Raw genomic sequence first — 19,815 nt, 5'->3', positions numbered from 1 at the left:
CCCCGGAACTACCTGGCCTTTCCGGCCGCCAGCTTCTTGTAGAACGCCGCGCGGCTGAGCCCGATGCGGGCGGCGGCCTCGGCTACACGGCCTCCGCAGGCGTCCAGCGCCTGATGCAGGAAGGCCGCTTCGAACTGCGCCATGGCGTCGGCATAGGATTGCGCGGGCGCCGCGGTCTGAACGCCGGGGACGAGGGCGATGGCCACGTCTGCTGCCACCTCCGGCGGCACGGGTGTCTCCGGAATCACTGTCGTCGGACGGCGCGCGGATTCCGGTGCCGATTGAGGGCCCGCATGGACGGCGGACGGCACGCGCCCCAGCCCAAGCAGCGGCGCCAGTGTCGCGGCGTCGATCGCATCCTCGTCGCACAGCATCACCACACGCTCCAGCACATTGCGCAGTTCGCGCACGTTGCCCGGCCAGTCGTACTCGCCGAGCAGCTTCAATGCGTCCGCGCCCAGCCCCATCGGCTGCCGGGCCGCCTTGATGCAGAGTTCCTCGATCATTGCGTAGGCCATTGGCACCAGATCGCCCAGTCGCTCCCGCAGCGGCGGCAGTTCGATGGTCAGCACGTTGAGCCGGTAATAGAGGTCCGGGCGGAACCTGCCCGCCGCCACCAGCCCCGGCAGGTCGGCGGACGTGGCGGCAATGATGCGCACATCGGATCGCACGATCCGGTTGGAGCCAAGTGGCTCGAATTCTCGATCCTGGAGCGCGCGCAGCAACTTGCTCTGCAGCGCGAGCGGCATGTCGCCGATTTCATCGAGAAACAGCGTGCCGCCATCGGCCAGCTCGAACTTGCCAACGCGGCCCTTGCGGTCGACGCCGGTATAGGCGCCCGGCGCGGCGCCAAAGAACTCCACTTCGAGCAACGTGTCGGGAATCGCCGAGACATTGACCGTCACGAGCGGCTTTTCGGCACGCGCCGAACCCGCGTGAATGCCGTGCGCCAGCAGCTCCTTACCGGTGCCGGTCTCGCCGAGCAGCAGCACTGGCGATTCCACCTGGGCCGCCCGGCGCGCCTGACGCTTGACCTCCTGCGCCGCCCGGCTGGTGCCGACGAAGCTCGCGAAGGTGTACTTGGCGCGGCGCGCCTGATCCAGCGATCGCCGCGCGGCAGCCAGTTCGGCCTGCACCCGCGCGTAATGGGCATAGATCGGCGTGAGGGCCTTGAGTTCGTCGAACAATGCGAAGCCCACACCGCCGATGGTCCGACCCTCGTCGTCCTTGATCGGCAGCCGCGTGACGATCATCGGCTCGCGCCCTGTCTCCAGGATGTCCAGCAGGATCGGCTTGCCGGTTGTTACGACCTCGCGCATCAGGCTGTGCGGGATCACCTGCTCGCAATCAAGCCCGATCGCGTCCTGCGGATTACTGAAGCCAAAACGCGCCGCGTAGCGCTTGTTGATCCACACCACGCGTGCCTGGTCGTCCACGACGAAAGTCCCCTCGCTGAAATTCTCGAAGGTGCGGAAAAGCGACTCCATGGCCCGCCGCGCGACATCGTCGTAGTCGAGCAGCAGCGCGCCGCCCGGTTCGGCGATCTTGTGCATGTTCTCGTTTTTCGATTCTCGATTTGGAGACGCGAAGTGTCTCATATTGGAGACTTATAGGTCTCCCGGGAGAACCCGACATCTCCATCGGGAGACATTCTCCATCAAACCGTCATGAATATGCCGTATAGATAACTTATAGCGTGGGCATGGAACGTGCTGAACAAGCGGCCCCCAAAAGTTGCCCCTTGCGCCACATCCAGGGGGTATCCAATAACAAGTCTTCGGAGACCTCATGTCTTTCGTCATCGTGCTCGCCGCCCTGGCGTTCCTGATGTTCGCCGCCTATCGCGGCTACAGCGTCATCCTGTTCGCACCGATCGCCGCGCTAGGCGCAGTGCTGCTGACCGACCCGTCGGCCGTCGCGCCTGTGTTTTCCGGCATCTTCATGGAGAAGATGGTCGGCTTCGTGAAGCTCTACTTCCCGGTGTTCATGCTGGGTGCCGTGTTCGGCAAGGTCATCGAGCTTTCGGGCTTCTCCGAGTCGATCGTCGCCGCGGCGATCCGCTATATCGGCCGCTCGCGCGCCAATGCCGTGATCGTGGCGGTCTGCGCACTGCTGACCTACGGCGGCGTGTCGCTGTTCGTGGTGGTGTTCGCGGTCTACCCGTTCGCCGCCGAGCTCTATCGCCAGAGCAATATCCCGAAGCGCCTGATGCCGGGCGCCATCGCACTGGGCGCGTTCTCGTTCACGATGGATTCGCTGCCGGGCACGCCGCAGATACAGAACATCATCCCGACCACGTTCTTCAAGACCACCTCGTGGGCCGCGCCCGTGCTGGGCGTGGCGGGCTCGCTGTTCATCATCATCGTTGGCCTGTCGTACCTGGAGTGGCGCCGTCGCGTGGCCGCCGCCAATGGCGAGGGCTACGGCACCAACCTGCTGAACGAACCGCAACGTGTGGAAGGCGGCAAGCTGCCGCCGCCGCTGCTGGCCATCCTGCCGCTGATCGTGGTGGGTGTGTCCAACTTCTGGCTCACGCGCATGATTCCGCTCTGGTATGGCGAGGCCAACAGCGTGTCGCTGCCCGGTCTGGCCAAGCCGGTGGAAACCAAGATCGCCAGCGTGACCGCGATCTGGGCCGTGGAAGCCGCGCTGCTGCTCGGCATCGTAGTGGTGCTCGTGACGGCATTCGGCGCGGTGCGCTCGCGCTTTGCCGAAGGTACCAGGAGCGCCGTGTCCGGTGCGCTGCTGGCCTCGATGAACACCGCATCGGAATACGGCTTCGGCGGCGTGATCGCCGCGCTGCCGGGCTTCCTGGTGGTGAGCGATGGGCTGCGCAGCATTCCCAATCCGCTGGTCAATGCGGCGGTGTCGGTCAGCACGCTGGCGGGTATCACGGGGTCGGCATCGGGCGGCATGAGCATCGCGCTGGCCGCCATGTCGGACGTCTTCATCCAGGGCGCGCACGCCGCCCAGATTCCGCTGGAAGTCCTGCACCGCGTGGTGTCGATGGCCAGCGGCGGCATGGACACGCTGCCGCATAACGGCGCAGTAATCACGCTGCTGGCGGTCACCGGCCTGACGCATCGCCAGTCGTATCGCGACATCTTCGCAATCACGCTGATCAAGACGATGGCGGTGTTCTTCGTCATCTTCGTGTTCTACGCTACCGGTCTGGTCTAAGGAGCGGCAATGGTCAATCTGCAAGGCAAGACCGCGCTGGTCACCGGCTCCACCAGCGGCATCGGACTGGGCATCGCCGAAGCGCTGGGCCGCGCTGGCGCGAACATCGTGCTGAACGGCTTCGGCGATGTCGACGCGGCGCACGCCACAATTGCGGCGACTGGCGCGCAATTGGCCCATCATCCGGCGGACATGCGCAAGCCCGATGAGATCGAAGCGATGATCGCCATGGCACGGGATCGCTTTGGCGCCGTGGACGTGCTGGTCAACAACGCCGGCATCCAGCATGTGGCGCAGGTAGAGGACTTCCCCGCGCAGAAGTGGGACGACATCCTTGCCATCAACCTGACGTCGAGCTTCCACACAACCCGGCACGTGGTTCCCGCGATGCGAGCCCGTAACTGGGGTCGTATCGTCAATATCGCGTCGGTGCACGGGCTCGTCGGCTCAGCCGGCAAGTCCGCCTACGTGGCGGCCAAGCATGGTCTCGTCGGGCTGACCAAGGTCACCGCGCTGGAAACGGCCGGTACCGGCATCACCTGCAACGCGATCTGTCCCGGCTTTGTGCTGACGCCGCTGGTAGCGGCGCAAATCGATGCGATCGCGAAGCGAGACGGCATTTCGTTGGAAGCGGCTCAGGCACGGCTGCTGTCGGACAAGCAACCCTCGGGGCAGTTCGTCACGCCGGAGCAGTTGGGCAATCTGGTGCTGATGCTCTGTTCGCCGTTCGGCGATCAGGTGCGCGGCGCAGCCTGGGCCATGGACGGCGGCTGGACCGCGCAATAGCTGTAGCAGTTAGGACACCGCGCGCCACGCCGCATCCGGCATGGCGCGCGGCAGATGGGCGGCCTCTTACAGCCCGCCTACGCCAGGGAACGTGATCACGCTTCGCGCCACACTTCCCGACTGCATCGCGATGAACCCCTCATTGATGTCCTCCAGCGAGATCCGCTGCGAAATCAGATCGTCGAGCAGCAGCTTGCCCTGCATGTACAACTCGACCAGTCGAGGGATATCCAGACTCAGGCGGTTCGAACCCATGAACGAGCCCTGGATGCGCTTCTCTTTCAGGAAGTCGAGTGCGGGCAGTTCGATCCTCGCATCAGGACGGAACAGGCCGATCACCGTCGCCGTGCCACCGGGGGCCAGCATCGCGTAGCACTGCTCGGCGGTCTGCTTCAGGCCGATGCATTCGAAGGCGAATTCGGCACCGCCGCCGGTCAGTTGCATCACCTGCGCTACCGGGTCTCCATCGCCCGCATTGACGACGTCGGTCGCCCCGAACTTGCGAGCCAGTTCCAGCTTGGCAGGCAGCATGTCCACGGCGATCACACGCGACGCGCCGGCAATCGCCGCGCCGTTGATCACGGACAGCCCGACACCGCCGCAACCGACCACCACCACGGTGCTGCCCGGCGGCACCTTCGCGCTGTGGAAAACCGCACCCGTGCCAGTAATGACCGCGCAGCCGAGCAACGCCGCGCGATCGAGCGGCATATCGTCACGAATCTTCACCAGCGCGTTCTCGTGCACGAGGATCTCTTCGGCGAAACCGGAAAGATTGAATACCTGGCTGAGCGGATTTCCCGCCAGGCGCAGACGGTTGGCCTTGCCCGGCGGAAGCTTCACCTCCGGGTTCTGGCACAGCACCTGGCGGCCCGCCGCGCATACCGAGCAGTGGCCGCAATAGACCGACAGGCAGCCCACCACATGATCGCCCGCCTTCAGTCCGGATACCTGCGAGCCAACGGCCTCCACCACACCCGACACCTCGTGCCCAAGCACGGCAGGCAGCGGTAGCGGATAGGTGCCCTGCATCATGTGAAGATCGCTATGGCACAACCCCACAGCCGCCGTTCGCACCCGCACCTCGCGCGGACCCGGTTCGGCAATGGCAACGTCATGGATCACGAGCGGCGCGCCTGCTTTTTCCATCACTGCGGCTTTCATCTTCTGTGTCTCCTTGGTTGAATCAACTTGCTTCACGGAGCCGGGACGTGCGGCGGCCCGGCCAGATAGCGTTGCAGCATCGCGGCAAGGCGAGGCTCGAGCGCCGCGTCCTCCATGCCGATGCCATGCGGCACTTCCAGCGCGATGCTCGTGAGGGTACTGACCACCAGCCGGATCGCCATCCGGATCTCGTCCTCGGCCCAGTCGCGCCCTTCCGCGCGCAGATGGCCGGACAGGCAGGGCACCATCACATCGAGAATGCGCTGGTTGGCATCGCGAATGGGCCCCCATAACGGTCCACCGCTGGCGGCATGTCGCAGGTAGGCCGCGAACACACCAGCATATGAGCGGAAGGTGGCAACGTAGAACGCGATGATGCGTGCGCAGATGGCATCAGCCGGTCCGTCATGCCAGACCGGGTCTTGCGCCATCTGCGCATCGAGCCCGGCCCGGAGTTCGGTCAGCATATCCTCGAGCACCAGCGCGCAAAAGGTCTCCTTGTCGCGAAAGCGTGTGTAGAACGCGCCAACCGACGTGGAGGCCGCCTGGGTCAGCTCGGCCAGCGAGAAGCCGGTCAGGCTGCCGGATGCGTTGATCAACCCTCGCCCCGCCGTAAGCATGGCCCGCAGGGAGGCCTCGCTGCGCTCCTGGCGCGGCGTGCGCAAACCTTCCACGGTCTGCATCGGAATGATCGGATTCATACGTCGTAGGTGATGATCAATGATCGATCGTGACGCGGACGCGCCTGGCACGCCAGTATCCAGCCGGCGGCAAGTTCGTCGGGACTGAACACGTCGTTGTGCGCGTGGGCGACTTCGCCATCGAGGCATTTTGCCGCGCACGATCCGCAGTAGCCTTCCTCGCACGCGTACGGCACATCGAGCCCGGCCTCCAGCATGGCCTGCAGGAGCGACTGGCCGCCCTCCACCCGCACCGTATGCTGTTCGCCCTTGATCGTCACGCGCGCATCGCATGAGGCCATCGCTGCCGTGGCGGTAACCGCGGCGCTGGCGACCACGGGCGCGGCGTCGAAACGCTCCAGGTGCACACGCCCACCTGCCACGCCGGCTTCGCCCGCGGCCTGCTGAATCATGGCCATGAACGGCGCGGGACCGCAAAGATAAAGGTGGAAGTCCGCATTGCGGCGCAGCATTTGTCCGAGGGTCTGCGCGTCGGGGATGCCGTGTTCGTCATCGTAGTGCCACCGGACCGCGAGCCGCTCCGGATGATCCGCCACCAGCCTGGCAATGGCCTGCCCGAAGATGACGCTCGCGGCATCACGATTCGCATAGAAGAGCGTGATGTGGCGCGTGGTCGTGGCTAGCGCGGAGCGAATCATCGACAGGACGGGCGTGATGCCACTACCCGCCGCGCAGAACACCAGCGGCGCCGCGCCATCGTCACACACGAAGCGCCCGGTGGGCGCGCTCACTTCCAGCACGCTGCCGGGGCCGACGTGCGCGTGGAACCAGTTCGACACCCTGCCTCGCGCGACCCGCTTTACCGTCACTACCGGTAGCCCAAGGGACTCCGGAGCACTGGACAGCGAGTAGCTGCGCATCAGGGTTTCCCCGCCGACGTCCACCCGGAAGGTCAAATGCTGCCCCGCACGATATCGAAACGCGCCGCGCAGCGGCTCGGGTATCGCAAGCGCGAACGAACGTGCGTCTTCGGTCTCCGCAACCACATCGGCAACGGTCAGGCGATGGAACTGCATCCGCGTCTCCTCGTTCTGCGGAACCTGTATCGGCTCCTTGCATTAATCAGAAACAGAATTATTCTTCTGTTTATAGTCGGAAGCCCCCGCAAGAACAAGGCCGATCTTCCCGGCTCCGGCGCAGCAGGTCACGATGATCGGCCAAACCCCAAGGCAAGCCAAAGGAGACGTCATGACATCGATGCACCGTTACACCCTGCCTGTGGACCAGACCGGCTGGTCCGTCGGCAGCCAGGTAGCGACAGAGTTCAACTGGGAATACGACAATGGGTCGTCCAAGCTGCTGCAGCTCTACGAGACGAGCAAGAAGCAGCAGTGGAACGCGAGCGACCGGATCGACTGGTCCCAGGAGCTGGACCCGGAGAACCCGCAGGAACTCGATGACCGCATGATCCCGATCTACGGCACCAAGCTGTGGGACAAGCTGGGCCACCACGACCGCATCGAGGTACGCCGCCACCAGCAGGCGCATTCGCTGTCGCAGTTCCTGCATGGAGAACAGGGCGCATTGATGGTCTCCGCGCGCATCGTGCAGATGGTGCCTGGCATGGATGCCAAGTTCTACGCAGCCACGCAGACGATGGACGAGGCCCGCCACGTCGAAGCCTATTCGCGTCTGCTGCATGAGAAGGTCGGCCTGCTCTATCCCATCACGCCCGGTCTGAAGTCGCTGCTGGAAACCACGCTGACCGATTCGCGCTGGGACTTCTGCTACCTCGGGATGCAGGTGCTGGTGGAAGGGCTGGCGCTCGCCGCCTTCCAGCGCATTCGCGACTTCGCGAAGAACCCGCTGGCTGCTTCGATCAATGCCTACGTGATGCAGGACGAGTCGCGCCATGTCGCCTTCGGCCGCACCGCGCTGCGCGGCTACTATCCGCAACTGACGGAGGCCGAACAACGCGAACGCGAGGACTTCGTGATCGAAGCCTGCCAGTTGATGCGCGAGCGCTTCGACCAGAAGGAAGTCTGGGGCCGGCTGGGCCTGCCCGAGGACGAATGCGCGCAGGCGGTACGCGATTCGGAAACCATGCGACTGTTCCGCCAGCGCCTGTTCAGCCGGATCGTGCCGACGGTCAAGGACATCGGTCTGTGGAGCCAGCGCGTGCAGGACGCGTTTGCCGCCATGGGCGCGATCGAGTTCGCCAACGTTGACGTCGAAGCCCAGTTCGCCAACGATCACAAGGTAGCCGAGGAATTCGACGCGCGCCGCCATGTGATGGACACCATCAAGCAGGCCACCGACAGCGCGCACTGAATCCGCGCAAGTGAAAAAACCCGGCAAATACTTGCCGGGTTTTTTTTCGTGCCAGAGATTCGCCGGCAAGCCGGCCTCTGTTCGTTAGCCTTGCAGCCGTCGCAGCGAGCGCTCGGGATGCTGACCCAGCCAGCTCATCACGAATCCCGTCAGCATCACCGCGCCGCCCAGTGCAAAACCAAGTTCGTATCCATGGGCAAGGTCGCCCGGATGCGCCTGCACGAACCATCCCATCGTGATCGGCGCGATGGCGCCCGCACAGGTGGATATCGCGACATTGAGCGCGACGATGGCGCTGCGTTGTGCGTCGGGCGTAATCTCGGCCAGGATCGCCGGGCCGAACGAGAACACCATGTTCGGCAGCGTGGCCGCAGCGGTGAGCAATACCAGCCGATAAGGCGTCGGCATCGGCACGAATGCAGGCACCAGCAGGCCCAGCCCGCCCACACCGACGCAAACGGCGCCAAACAGCACGCGGGCCACACGCGTGGATGCGCCACGCTGCAACATGCGCTGCGAGAGCCAGCTCAACGTCATGCTGATAGGGATACCCGCGGCAACCTGCACGGCGAACACCTTGCCCGCGCTGATGCGATCGAAGCCGAGCGCCTGCTCCAGATAGGAAGGAATCCAGGTCAGCACCAGCGCAAGACTCCAGTACGCCGTGAAGCCGACGAAACAGGCCGACAGAATCGTGGGGTCGGTCAGCAGCTTGCGGTAAGGCACACGTCGCGGCAAGGTATCAGCGCGCGCGGGCCCGTCATCGGCGGCGGCCGAACTCAGCGTGCCCTCGCGGCCGAAACAAAGCCAGCCCAACCCCCACACCGCCGACGCAATCGCCAGCATGATGAAGTTGGTGCGCCATCCCCAGTTGTGCGAGACATAGGGCACGAGCAGGCCCGCCAGCAGCAGCCCGATGACCGCGCCCTGGTTGATCAGCGTCACCGGCAGATTGCGCTTGTCATGCGGGAACCACTTGAACAGGGCATGTGCCGAGACCGGAAAGCTCGGTCCCTCGCCCGCGCCCAGCGCTACCCGCGAGGCCAGCAGCACCCATGACTTCGACGCGAAGGCGACCGGAAGCTGGACCACAGACCAGATGAACGCCATGCACAGCAGGATCCATCGCGAGGCCACCCGGTTACCGATGAAGCCGACCACGACCGCCGACAGCGAGAACAGCCAGAAGAAGCTGCCGGCGATCACGCCGAAGCTCGTGGGCGTCAGATGAAAATCCTCCATGATCGGCACGGCCAGCATGCCCAGCACGACCTTGTCGAGGAAGTTGATGGCGGAGAAGGCAGTCAGCCAGATGGCGATGGTCCATGCCTTGCGTGGCTGATAGACATTGGCCGGGCCGCTTTCCTCAGCCTCTTGCGGCAACACACTGCCTCGTGACGATGTCAACGCTTCTGCCATATTCGTAGTCTCCTTGCGTGCTCGCGCGCGCACCGGGGGCGTGCCGGAAGGCATGTGCCATCCGACCGGATTACGAACGGTAGTGCTATTTTTCGGTTCAGACAGCAGAGGGCAAATACTGATAGGGTTTCGCTCGGGAAACGCCTAACGCGAGACGCTCGATAACCGGAGGCTAGCGCTTGCTGCGGCGAGGCGCCGCGGATGCCACAGGCGCGACTGCCTCAGGCAATCCGAGGTAGCGGACCATCATGCGATTCAGGTGCGGCGCCAGAGCATCGTCATCGAGATGCAGCGGCCCCGGATCGTTGAGCAGGATGTTGGCGAGCGTGCCCACCATGAACTGCAGCGCGGCGCGGACTTCGAATTCCGCTGTGTCCTGGGGCCGATCGCCCAACTGCGCCGCGAGCGACGGCACGACCAGCCCGTAGATCCGCCGGTTGGCATCCCGCATCGGGTTGTCGCGCGCGTCACGCGCCGAGTAGTGCCGCAGGAATCCCCTGAACAAGCCACGATTCAGCCGAAACTGGCCGACGTAGCCGCTGATGATGCGCTCGACGATCGCCTGCGCGGGGCCCGCCTGCCAGACAGGCTCCTCGTCGATCGAGCGTTGCATGACGTCCTCCGCCTCGCGCAACGCCACTTCGAGCACATAGCCGAGAAAGGCCTCTTTGTCCTTGAAACGCCCATAGAACGCGCCAATCGACGTGCCCGCCCTGGCAACGGTCTCGTTCAGCGAAATGTCGTCGAGATTGCCGCGCTCCTCGGCCAGCGCGCGGCAGGCCGCCACCATCTTCTCCAGACTCTTTTCGCTACGCGACTGCAACGGTGGACGCACCACCTCTTCGGCGCCTCGCTTGGCCGACCGGGCGCGGGATGCGGTAACGGACCGGGTCGAGGGCTTGGTAGGCGTGGGCATGACAGTGGGTGAAGGCCGTTCGGGAACAGTGTGGATTATGCGGCAATTCACCCTGTACTCAGCACGATGAACTGGCCTCTTTTCATCACCCTCGCCCCAAAAAAACAAGGCCCTCGCTAAGGAGGGCCTTATTACTCAGCTTCGACTTGCCGAATTCGCTCAGGCGAAGTTCTTCGACGCGAAGTCCCAGCTCACGACGTTCCAGAATGCCTCGACGTACTTCGGACGGGCATTGCGGTAGTCGATGTAGTAGGCGTGTTCCCACACGTCGCAGGTCAGCAGCGGCTTGGCGTCGGTGGTCAGCGGGGTGGCGGCGTTGGAGGTCGACACCAGGTCCAGCGAGCCGTCGGCCTTCTTGACCAGCCAGGCCCAGCCCGAACCGAACGTGCCCACGGCCACCTTCGTGAATTCTTCCTTGAACTTGTCGAACGAACCCCACTTGGCGTTGATCGCGTCAGCCAGGGCGCCGGTCGGCTGGCCACCGCCGTTCGGCTTCATCGATTCCCAGTAGAACGTGTGGTTCCACACTTGGGCAGCGTTGTTGAAGATGCCGCCCGACGACTTCTTGACGATCTCTTCCAGCGATGCGCTCTCGAACTCGGTGCCCTTGATCAGGTTGTTCAGGTTCGTGACGTAGGTCTGGTGATGCTTGTCATGATGGAACTCCAGGGTCTCCTTGGAGATATGCGGAGCGAGGGCATCATGCGCGTACGGGAGAGAAGGGAGCTTGTGTTCCATTGTTCTGTCTCTGCGGTTTGTGGTGGGGAGAACTGCCGATTGTAGGTGACTTGCCAGACCCGCGCAAACGACGCCGGAAAGCCCCCTGCCCTCATGTTAGTTTCCCCGGCACAGGGCCGGGGGCAGTTGTCAGAAGCTTGCCAGCTTGGCCTGCACACCGGCGATTTCGATGTCGGCAACCCCGTCCGCCAAATGGGCCTCCACAATGCTGCCCGCACGCAACTCGACCGGCGACCGCAGGGCTCGGCCACGATTGTCAAGCAACACCGCATAGCCGCGCTCGAGCGTGCGTTGGGGCGCCAGCAGCTCCAGCGCACCCGACGCACGCGCCAGGCGTGCCGTCTCGCGCTCATGCCGCCGCGCGGCGGCAGCTTCCATACGTGCCGCCAGGCGGCCCAACTCAGCCTGCGCCGCGCTAATGTCGGGCTTGCAGGCACGCCAGCGCATCGCCAGCACGTCCACGCGGTGGCGCTGTACGGCCACCGTATCGCGCAGTGCCGAGCGCATGTGCCGGGCCAGATTGTCGACCTGGGCGCGACGCTCCTGCAACTGCGCCTGCGGGCTGCGCAACCTGCGTCCGAGCCATTCCAGATGCTGCGCGCGGCGCTCGAGTTGCCGGTCCATTGCCTGCGCCAGCGCATCGCGTGCGCGGCGCGTGGCCTGGAGCAGATGCGCGCGGTCGGGGCTCACCAGTTCCGCCGCGCCGGTAGGCGTCGGCGCGCGCACGTCGGCCACGAAATCGGCGATCGTGAAATCGGTTTCGTGACCGACACCGGAGACCACGGGCACGGCACACCGCGCGATCGCATGGGCCACCACCTCTTCGTTGAACGACCAGAGGTCTTCGATACTGCCGCCGCCCCGACAGAGGATCAGCACGTCGCACTCGCGCCTCGCGCTGGCTGCGTCGAGCATCGCGGCGATTTTTTCCGCAGCGCCCGCCCCCTGGACTGGCACCGGATAGACGATCACCGGCACATGCGGGGCGCGGCGCTGCAACGTGGTCAGCACGTCGCGCATCGCGGCGGCCTGCAGCGAGGTCACCACGCCGATCACACGCGGATGATCCGGAATGGGGCGTTTCCGCTCAGTATCGAACAGACCTGCCTGCGCCAGTTTTTCCTTGAGCCGCAGGAACGCCTCGTAGAGATTCCCGAGCCCGGCACGACGCATGGCTTCGACGCCGAGCTGCAGCTCGCCACGCGCCTCATACATCGACACCAGCGCGCGCACCTCGACAGCCTCCCCTTCGCGTGGCGAGAAGTCGACATGCTGATTGCGTCCGCGAAACATCACGCAACGAATCTGCGCGCGTGCGTCCTTGAGCGAGAAATACCAATGCCCGCTGGCCGCCCGCGTGAAATTCGAGATCTCTCCCCGGACCCAGGCGAGTGGAAAGCTGCGTTCGAGCACTCCGGCGATGGCGTGATTCAGTTCACTGACCTGGATCACATCACGGGTGCGCGTGGGCGGCTGAGACGGCATCGCGCGCGGAAAGTTCTCGTTGTCTGGCATGGTTCGCAACCGCGCACGCGGCCTGGGATGGACATGTCCACAGCATACCGGCAATGTCAAGGGGCACCTCCCCCTTCACGCGCGCCTGGCCGCAATCCGCATGTTCTGGTGCAAGCCTTTGATTCTTATGATTTTTTGGACGGCGCAAAAAACAGGCAATGTAAGAGAAAACCTTACGCGTCAACGACTTACCGAAAGGCCACTTGGCTTGTTCACAAAGTTATCCACAGAAGCTTTGGATAAATGATTTGTCAAGCGTCAATGCTGTGGATAATCGCGGCGATGGCATCGCGACTCAAGCTGCAGCAATGTCGGTCCGGCGAAATGTCCTCACCACGTCACGAGGGGTTGTGGCACCGCAAATGCTCATTTTTTAGGCAGCCAGTTACAGGGCCAATCGAATCAACGGTTTACGTTGCTTCTCCCGTGCTTATCCACAATGCGTCCACAGTACTGTCCTGAACAGATGTGGAAAGTGACGGGCTTACCGGATTGACTGCCGGACCGGCGCCACACCCGAACTGCACGTTTTTTAGGCAGACTTCGCTTCCCCCTTGTCGATCAAGGACTTAGCACGCTTTTCCGATAACTTTCCACAACCGATCCACAATCCTGTCCCGCGTATGTGTGGAAAGTCGCCACCACGCCCATCCAAAGCGGTCGGAAGCGGTCGGAACAGGTGCCGGCAGCCGTTGCGCCGAAGCCTGCCCAAAAAACAGGCAGACCACGCGCCTTCCTTTGCGATCAATGGGTTAGCGTGCTTTTCCGCGTGCTTTCCACAATCGGTCCACAGTCCTGTCCAGCACAAATGTGGAAAGCTGCCGGCGTGCGGCGATGCGCACGGCAGACACCGCGTAATTGCGCGGCTTGCCCCGCGCCAAGTCGCGGGGTAGAGTGGCGCCTGCAATTTTTCGAGCATTGCCGCTGCGCGGGGCGCGTCCCGGCGCATCAAAGGCTGCCACGCATCAATCGTTCTGATTTCGGGTCTGTCGTTCGTTTGTAGAATTCGGGGGTCCACGTGTTTTCCATCATTCAAGCGGCCGGCTGGCCGATCTGGCCGTTGCTGCTCGCGTCGGTCATCGCACTGGCGCTGATCGTCGAGCGGTTCATTTCCCTGAAGCGCAGCAAGATTCTGCCGCCCAAGCTGTACGAGGAGGCGCTCTCCGCCGCCCAGCAGCGCAGGGCGACGCCCGAGGTCGTGAACACCCTTGAGCAGAATTCGCCGCTTGGCCGCGTGCTGGCCGCCGGCCTGCGCCACGTGGTGCTGCAACCGCAGACGTCGCGCGACGCCGCCAAGGACGTGGTCGAGGAAGCCGGCCGCGTGGTCGCGCACGAACTCGAGCGCTACCTGAACGCATTGGGCACGATCGCCTCGGTGGCCCCGCTGATGGGCCTGCTCGGCACAGTCATCGGCATGATCGAAATCTTCGGCAACCAGGGCGGCACCGGTGCCAATCCGGAGCAACTCGCGCACGGGATCTCGGTGGCGCTCTACAACACCGCGTTCGGCCTGATCGTCGCCATCCCAGCGCTGATTTTCTGGCGCTATTTCCGCCGCCGCGTGGACGACTACGTGGCCGAGCTGGAATTCCGCGCGACCTCGTTCCTCGACGCCATCCTGCCCCAGCGGCGGGTGTAACGCCGCGGGAGCGCGCCATGCATTTCCGTTCCCGTCAGCGACGCGAGGAGCCGGAGATCAACCTGATCCCGCTCATCGACGTGTTGCTCGTGATCCTCATCTTCCTGATGATCACGACCACATATTCGCGCTTCACCGAACTTCAGATTCAGTTGCCGACGGCCGATGCCGAGCGGGCGCAGCAGCGCCCGACCGAGATCGTCGTGTCCGTTTCGGCGCGCGGGGTCTATTCCGTCAACAAGCAGGTGCTGGAGCAGACGGATGTCACCAGCCTCGCCGACCAGTTGCGTAGCGCAGCCGGTCCGGCCAGCAACGGGCAACCGCCAGTGGTCATCGTCAACGCCGATGCCCAGGCCACGCACCAGGCCGTGATCAATGTGATGGAGGCCGCGCGCCTTGCAGGTCTGTCGCGGCTGACGTTCGCCACCCAGAGCAGTCAGAAGCGATAAGACGCTGGACGCCCCGCAGTCCCGGCGCGGCGAACGGCAGGCTTGCGGCAAGCGTCGGGCAATGCCCATAATGTCTGCATTCTGTCTGCATCCGCCCGGCGCCACCCTAGCGGTGGCGCCGCCCGTTCCCGTCCCCGATCTTCATGGCCGCTCCCCAACACACCCTCGCCGACTTCGTCACCGACCAGTGGCAGCGCCGTAGCTGGTTTGCCTGGCTGATGTGGCCGCTGTCGCTGCTGTTTGGCCTGATCGCGCGCATTCGCCGGTACGGCTATCAGCAGGGATGGTTCAAGTCGACCCGTCTGCCGATGCCTGTCATCGTGGTCGGCAACGTGACCGTGGGCGGCACCGGCAAGACCCCGGCCGTGATCGCGCTGGCCCATGCGCTGACGGAAGCCGGCCTGCGCCCGGGCGTGGTTTCGCGTGGCTACGGCGTGAAGCTGAACCACCCGCGCCGCGTCAAGCCGACCTCGAAGGCTGCCGACGTCGGCGACGAGCCGCTGCTGATCGCACGCGCCGCGGACGTCCCGGTGTGGGTCTTCCCGGACCGCGCCCTGTGCGCGCAGGCCATGCTCGTCTCGCATCCCGGCGTCAACGTACTACTGCTCGATGATGGCCTGCAGCACTACAAGCTCCAGCGGGACTTCGAGATCGTGATGTTCGACACGCGCATGGGCGGCAACGGCATGATGCTGCCGGCCGGCCCGCTACGCGAACCGCTGACCCGGCCACGCGACGCCACGCTGATCAACGATCCGAATTTCCGCGCCACGCCAGACAAACCCGACGTCTACGGCATGCGCCTGGAGCTCGACGAGGCCTGGCAGCTCAACGATCCGACGATGTCGCGCGACGTGTCCAAGTTCGCGGACAAGCGAGTGCTGGCGGCAGCCGGCATCGGCCACCCGGAACGCTTCTTCGCCAGCCTGCGTCAGGCGGGGCTCTCCCCCGCCACGATGCCGCTGCCGGACCATTACGATTTCGTGCAGGACCCGTTCGCGGACAATCCTGCCGCGCTCGAAGCCGACGTGATCCTGATCACCGAGAAGGATGCCGTAAAATGCGAGCGCTTCGACGACCCGCGTATCTGGGTCGTCCCCACCACGCCCGTGATCGACGCGGGCCTGATCGATAAAATCCGCCGCGTCGTGCAGGCGCGCAACCCGGCCATCGCCACACCCGTCACCGTGGGGCAATCCACCGCCACCGGGATGGCCGACGGTCTCGACAAGGAACACCAAGATGGACAACCGGCTGCTTGAAATCCTCGTTTGCCCGCTGTGCAAGGGCAAACTGGAATACGATCGCGCCGCCCAGGAACTGATCTGCCACGCCGACAAGCTGGCCTACCCGATCCGTGACGGCATTCCGGTCATGCTGGCGGACGAAGCGCGCCAGACCGTGCCGGGCCGTGTGGTACCGGTGGAACCCTCGGCGCCGACCGGCAATTGATGGGCCAAGGTCGCACGATGAGCATCCCGACCTTTACCGTTGTCATCCCAGCCCGCCTCGCCTCCACGCGGCTGCCTAACAAGCCGCTGGCCGATATCGGCGGCCATCCGATGATCGTGCGCGTGGCTGAACGCGCCCACGCGTCGTCGGCCCAGCGCACCGTGGTGGCAACAGACTCGCAGGAAGTTGCGCAGGCCTGCGCCGCGCATGGCGTCGAAGCCGTGCTCACGCGTGCCGACCATCAGTCCGGCACCGACCGGCTGTCGGAAGTGGCGGCACAGCTCGGGCTGGCCGATGATGCGATCGTCGTCAACGTACAGGGCGACGAGCCGCTGATCGAGCCGACGCTGATCGACGAAGTCGCGCTGCATCTGGCGGCGCACCCTGACTGCGCGATCGCCACGGCAGCGCATCCGCTGAACGACGTGGGCGAAGTATTCAACCCGAACGTGGTGAAGGTGGTCTGCGACAACGCGGGACGGGCGCTCTATTTCTCGCGCGCGCCGATTCCGTGGGCACGCGACGCCTGGTCTGCCGTGCCGGCCCAGCCCGCTGCCACCGCGCAAGTCCCGCTGCCGGCCATGCCGGTGCTGCGTCACATTGGCATCTATGCCTATCGGGCAGGCTTTCTGCGCCGCTTCCCGACGCTGGCGGTCGCGCCGGTCGAACAGACCGAAGCGCTCGAGCAACTGCGCGCCATGTGGCATGGCGAGCGGATCGGCGTCATGGTGACGGCGGCTGCACCGGCGCCGGGCGTGGACACGCCGGCGGACCTGGAACGCGTGCGCGCGCTATGGGCGCAGGGCATGGCTCAGGAAGGGCCGTGACAACATTCGCCCGCTGAAGTTCACACTGCTGCAACTTCGGCGGGGGCCGAATCCGTACGGCCCATGGCATAATGCTTGCCGAAACAGAGTCCGTGAGGCGCGTTCGCCGCACTTCGCAAAGACTCGGTGGGGAGATAGAGATCGAGCCCGACCGGATGCGCGCGTGCCCGCTGGCACCTGCTGCGCGCCCGGCGCGTCGAGCATGACCTGACTCCGGCACATGGCTCGACTCGTACAGTCTGGCCTGACCGCGTAAGTCCTGCGTCAAGTTGCGGCGGTACCCTCCTTCCATCCCTCCCGCCAGACCGAATTCAAATACCTTGAGGACCCGTAAATGCGTTTGATCCTGTTGGGCGCACCTGGCGCCGGCAAAGGCACGCAAGCCAAGTTCATCTGCGAGAAGTTCGGCATTCCGCAAATCTCCACGGGCGACATGCTGCGCGCCGCGGTGAAGGCGGGCACGCCGCTGGGCATCGAAGCCAAGAAGGTGATGGACGCGGGCGGACTGGTGTCGGATGACATCATTATCGGCCTGGTGAAAGACCGTCTTAAGCAGCCTGATTGCGAAAAGGGCTACCTGTTCGATGGTTTCCCGCGCACGATTCCGCAGGCCGAGGCAATGAAGGAAGCCGGCGTGGCGATCGACTACGTGCTGGAAATCGACGTGCCGTTCGACGCCATCATCGAGCGCATGAGCGGCCGCCGCGTGCACGTGGCGTCTGGCCGGACCTACCACGTCAAGTTCAACCCGCCGAAGGCCGACATGGTCGACGACGAAACGGGCGAAGCACTGATCCAGCGCGACGACGACAAGGAAGAGACGGTGCGCAAGCGCCTGGACGTGTACTCGCAGCAAACCCGTCCGCTGGTCGATTACTACTCGAGCTGGGCCGCCAACGGCGATGCCTCGGCGAAGGTATCGCCGCCGAAGTACCGCAAGATCGCGGGTCTTGGCGAAGTCGACAAGATCACGACAAGCGTGTTCGACGCGTTGAAGTAAGTCGCGAAGCGCTTCCAGCATCAAGAAGAAGCGGCCCTGGGCAACCGGGCCGCTTTTTTATTTGCCGATCGGTTCGCGCGGTTCGTACAATAGCCTCCAATTGACGTTAACGTAAACGGCATCTACAACGAGGAGACAGACGCATGGACATTCAGGGCAACGTATTCATCGTCACGGGCGGCGCATCGGGGCTCGGCGCGGGCACGGCGCGCATGCTGGCGGCTGCCGGCGGCAAGGTCGTGATTGCCGACCTCAACGAAGCCGCGGGCACGGCGCTGGCCACGGAGCTTGGCGGGCAGTTCGTCAAATGCGACGTGGCGTCGGAAGCCGACGGTCAGGCGGCCGTGGATGCCGCGCGGAAGCTAGGCCGGCTCTCCGGGCTGGTCAACTGCGCGGGTATCGCCGTGGCCGCCAAGACGGTCGGCAAGAACGGACCGCATCCGCTCGATGCGTTCGAGAAGACCATCCGCGTCAACCTGATCGGCACTTTCAACATGATTCGCCTCGCCGCCGCGGAGATGGTGCAAAACGCTCCCGATGCCGAAGGCGAACGCGGCGTGATCATCAATACGGCTTCGGTGGCCGCGTTCGATGGCCAGATCGGCCAAGCTGCGTATGCGGCATCGAAGGGCGGCGTGGTAGGCATGACGCTGGCCATCGCGCGCGATCTTTCCCGCGACGGCGTGCGCTGCCTGACCATCGCCCCGGGGTTGTTCGAAACACCGATGCTGCTCGGCATGCCGCCGGAGGTGCAGGAGGCACTCGGCAAGATGGTGCCGTTCCCGCCGCGCCTGGGCCGCCCCGCGGAGTACGCGAAGCTGGTCCAGTCGATCATCGGCAATACGATGTTGAATGGCGAAGTGATCCGCCTGGATGGCGCGATCCGTATGCAGCCGAAGTAAGCCCGCGCGTCGCCCGATGCAGGACGACTCGCGGCGAATCGCGCCGAATCAGGCTGTTTCCGGCAGCAGCATCACCAGCATCATCCCCGGCGCAGCCGGGGGTACCAGAGTGAGCTGCTCGAAGTAGACCAGGCCGCGCGTCGGGTGATGAAACCCGCGCCGGCCGCCTTGCCGCTCGTCGACGTCCTGCGAACGCCAGGCCGCCGCGAACGCGGGGCTGTCTTCCATGAGCCGCTCGATCAGTGCGCGTGTCGGCGGATCTTCGGCATGACGCAAGCTGTGAACGCGAAACTCGGCCACGAGCCGTGCGGCGCGGTGCGGCCAGTCTTCCACCAACGCCTGCAACGCCGTCGGCAGGAACATCGCTCGCAGCAGGTTCCGCTCCCCGGACGCCGCATCGAGCCAGCCGACGAACAGGTCGGCGGCCGCGTCATTCCATGCCCGGGCGGTCCATTGGCGATCCAGCAGATAGGCAGGCCCCGAGATTGCCTGCACGCTCGCAAGCAGTGCGGCGGGCACGGCGGGCTCGGCATCCTGGCGCGGTTCGGGCTTGCCGGCCAGCGCGAACAGATAGGCGCGTTCGGCGCGAGACAGTCGCAGGGCCTCGGCCAGACTGCCCAGCGCGCGCACGGACATCGCCACCGGTCTCCCCTGCTCCAACCACGTGATCCATGTAGCACTCAAACCCGAAAGTTGCGCGACTTCCTCGCGCCGCAATCCCGGCGTGCGCCGCCTGCGGCCAGGCGGCAGGCCGACGTCGCTTGGCGTCAGCCGCTCTCGGTGGGTGCGCAGAAATGCGCCGAGTTCAGCTTCGCGACTGACTTGAGTGGGTTCGATGGACATGACTGGTGGTGCT

Annotated in this window: 19 protein-coding genes; 10 read left to right on the top strand and 9 right to left on the bottom strand. The window is 64.7% G+C overall.

From position 1 onward, the window contains the following. Nucleotides 1-8: 8 nt before the first annotated feature. A complete protein-coding gene (locus B2246_RS28345; protein WP_286879631.1) occupies nucleotides 9-1,553 on the bottom strand; it encodes a sigma-54 interaction domain-containing protein in 1,545 nt (514 codons plus the stop codon). A gap of 235 nt (nucleotides 1,554-1,788) precedes the next feature. Between B2246_RS28345 and B2246_RS28340 the strand changes: the two genes are divergently transcribed. Further along, on the top strand, nucleotides 1,789-3,180 hold the full coding sequence (locus B2246_RS28340; protein ID WP_286879630.1) for a GntP family permease: 1,392 nt from the start codon (nucleotides 1,789-1,791) through the stop codon (nucleotides 3,178-3,180). A gap of 9 nt (nucleotides 3,181-3,189) precedes the next feature. Beyond that, nucleotides 3,190-3,966, top strand: a complete 777-nt coding sequence (locus tag B2246_RS28335; RefSeq protein ID WP_008640948.1) for a 3-hydroxybutyrate dehydrogenase — start codon at nucleotides 3,190-3,192, stop codon at nucleotides 3,964-3,966. 66 nt (nucleotides 3,967-4,032) lie between these two features. On the opposite strand, the gene B2246_RS28330 is transcribed toward B2246_RS28335, so the two are convergent. Genes B2246_RS28330 through B2246_RS28320 form a run of 3 tightly spaced genes read right to left on the bottom strand, consistent with a single transcriptional unit; the run spans nucleotide 4,033 to nucleotide 6,847 of the window. Continuing rightward, nucleotides 4,033-5,130, bottom strand: coding sequence for a Zn-dependent alcohol dehydrogenase (locus tag B2246_RS28330; protein WP_008640950.1), 1,098 nt, complete (start codon nucleotides 5,128-5,130; stop codon nucleotides 4,033-4,035). A gap of 32 nt (nucleotides 5,131-5,162) precedes the next feature. Beyond that, nucleotides 5,163-5,831: a TetR/AcrR family transcriptional regulator gene (locus B2246_RS28325; RefSeq protein ID WP_008640951.1), complete on the bottom strand. Its 669-nt coding sequence runs from the start codon at nucleotides 5,829-5,831 to the stop codon at nucleotides 5,163-5,165. Next, nucleotides 5,828-6,847 (bottom strand): ferredoxin--NADP reductase, encoded by a 1,020-nt coding sequence (locus B2246_RS28320; RefSeq protein ID WP_008640953.1) that lies wholly within the window; start codon nucleotides 6,845-6,847, stop codon nucleotides 5,828-5,830. The genes B2246_RS28325 and B2246_RS28320 overlap by 4 nt, the downstream gene beginning before the upstream one ends. 172 nt (nucleotides 6,848-7,019) lie before the next feature. Here B2246_RS28320 and B2246_RS28315 point away from each other — a divergent pair, with 172 nt between their 5' ends. Beyond that, nucleotides 7,020-8,102, top strand: a complete 1,083-nt coding sequence (locus tag B2246_RS28315) for a ferritin-like domain-containing protein (RefSeq protein ID WP_008640954.1) — start codon at nucleotides 7,020-7,022, stop codon at nucleotides 8,100-8,102. Between the two features lie 84 nt (nucleotides 8,103-8,186). Here the strand turns inward: B2246_RS28315 and B2246_RS28310 are convergent, their stop codons facing one another. The 4 genes from B2246_RS28310 to xseA all read right to left on the bottom strand — a co-directional run bounded on the left by B2246_RS28310 (nucleotide 8,187) and on the right by xseA (nucleotide 12,690). After that, nucleotides 8,187-9,521, bottom strand: coding sequence for an MFS transporter (locus tag B2246_RS28310; RefSeq protein WP_008640955.1), 1,335 nt, complete (start codon nucleotides 9,519-9,521; stop codon nucleotides 8,187-8,189). A gap of 172 nt (nucleotides 9,522-9,693) precedes the next feature. Continuing rightward, on the bottom strand, nucleotides 9,694-10,437 hold the full coding sequence (locus tag B2246_RS28305) for a TetR/AcrR family transcriptional regulator (protein ID WP_286879629.1): 744 nt from the start codon (nucleotides 10,435-10,437) through the stop codon (nucleotides 9,694-9,696). Nucleotides 10,438-10,596: 159 nt separating this feature from the next. Beyond that, complete coding sequence (gene sodB, locus B2246_RS28300) at nucleotides 10,597-11,175, bottom strand: superoxide dismutase [Fe] (RefSeq protein ID WP_008640957.1); 579 nt, start codon at nucleotides 11,173-11,175, stop codon at nucleotides 10,597-10,599. A gap of 129 nt (nucleotides 11,176-11,304) precedes the next feature. Beyond that, nucleotides 11,305-12,690 (bottom strand): exodeoxyribonuclease VII large subunit, encoded by a 1,386-nt coding sequence (gene xseA / locus B2246_RS28295; protein WP_186425992.1) that lies wholly within the window; start codon nucleotides 12,688-12,690, stop codon nucleotides 11,305-11,307. Nucleotides 12,691-13,708: 1,018 nt separating this feature from the next. Here xseA and B2246_RS28290 point away from each other — a divergent pair. The 7 genes from B2246_RS28290 to B2246_RS28260 all read left to right on the top strand — a co-directional run bounded on the left by B2246_RS28290 (nucleotide 13,709) and on the right by B2246_RS28260 (nucleotide 18,959). After that, entirely contained in the window at nucleotides 13,709-14,329 is a 621-nt protein-coding gene (locus B2246_RS28290; RefSeq protein WP_008644986.1) for a MotA/TolQ/ExbB proton channel family protein, read from the top strand. 17 nt (nucleotides 14,330-14,346) lie between these two features. Then, nucleotides 14,347-14,778, top strand: coding sequence for an ExbD/TolR family protein (locus B2246_RS28285; RefSeq protein WP_008644996.1), 432 nt, complete (start codon nucleotides 14,347-14,349; stop codon nucleotides 14,776-14,778). Nucleotides 14,779-14,921: 143 nt separating this feature from the next. Next, the gene (gene lpxK, locus B2246_RS28280) at nucleotides 14,922-16,040 is read left to right on the top strand and encodes a tetraacyldisaccharide 4'-kinase (protein WP_186425991.1); all 1,119 of its coding nucleotides are present in this window, start codon (nucleotides 14,922-14,924) and stop codon (nucleotides 16,038-16,040) included. Then, nucleotides 16,021-16,230, top strand: coding sequence for a Trm112 family protein (locus B2246_RS28275; RefSeq protein ID WP_286879626.1), 210 nt, complete (start codon nucleotides 16,021-16,023; stop codon nucleotides 16,228-16,230). The genes lpxK and B2246_RS28275 overlap by 20 nt, the downstream gene beginning before the upstream one ends. Before the next feature lie 17 nt (nucleotides 16,231-16,247). After that, entirely contained in the window at nucleotides 16,248-17,057 is an 810-nt protein-coding gene (gene kdsB, locus B2246_RS28270; protein WP_186425990.1) for a 3-deoxy-manno-octulosonate cytidylyltransferase, read from the top strand. A gap of 334 nt (nucleotides 17,058-17,391) precedes the next feature. Beyond that, on the top strand, nucleotides 17,392-18,057 hold the full coding sequence (adk, locus tag B2246_RS28265; RefSeq protein WP_286879625.1) for an adenylate kinase: 666 nt from the start codon (nucleotides 17,392-17,394) through the stop codon (nucleotides 18,055-18,057). 143 nt (nucleotides 18,058-18,200) lie between these two features. Beyond that, nucleotides 18,201-18,959, top strand: coding sequence for a 3-hydroxyacyl-CoA dehydrogenase (locus B2246_RS28260; protein WP_008645003.1), 759 nt, complete (start codon nucleotides 18,201-18,203; stop codon nucleotides 18,957-18,959). 48 nt (nucleotides 18,960-19,007) lie between these two features. Here the strand turns inward: B2246_RS28260 and B2246_RS28255 are convergent, their stop codons facing one another. Beyond that, nucleotides 19,008-19,802 (bottom strand): helix-turn-helix transcriptional regulator, encoded by a 795-nt coding sequence (locus B2246_RS28255; protein ID WP_051705302.1) that lies wholly within the window; start codon nucleotides 19,800-19,802, stop codon nucleotides 19,008-19,010. Nucleotides 19,803-19,815 lie beyond the last annotated feature (13 nt).

The sequence above is a fragment of the Cupriavidus sp. UBA2010 genome, assembly GCF_002335265.1.
GTDB classification, from domain to species: domain Bacteria; phylum Pseudomonadota; class Gammaproteobacteria; order Burkholderiales; family Burkholderiaceae; genus Cupriavidus; species Cupriavidus metallidurans.
This window is presented reverse-complemented; position numbering and strand designations above follow the sequence as displayed.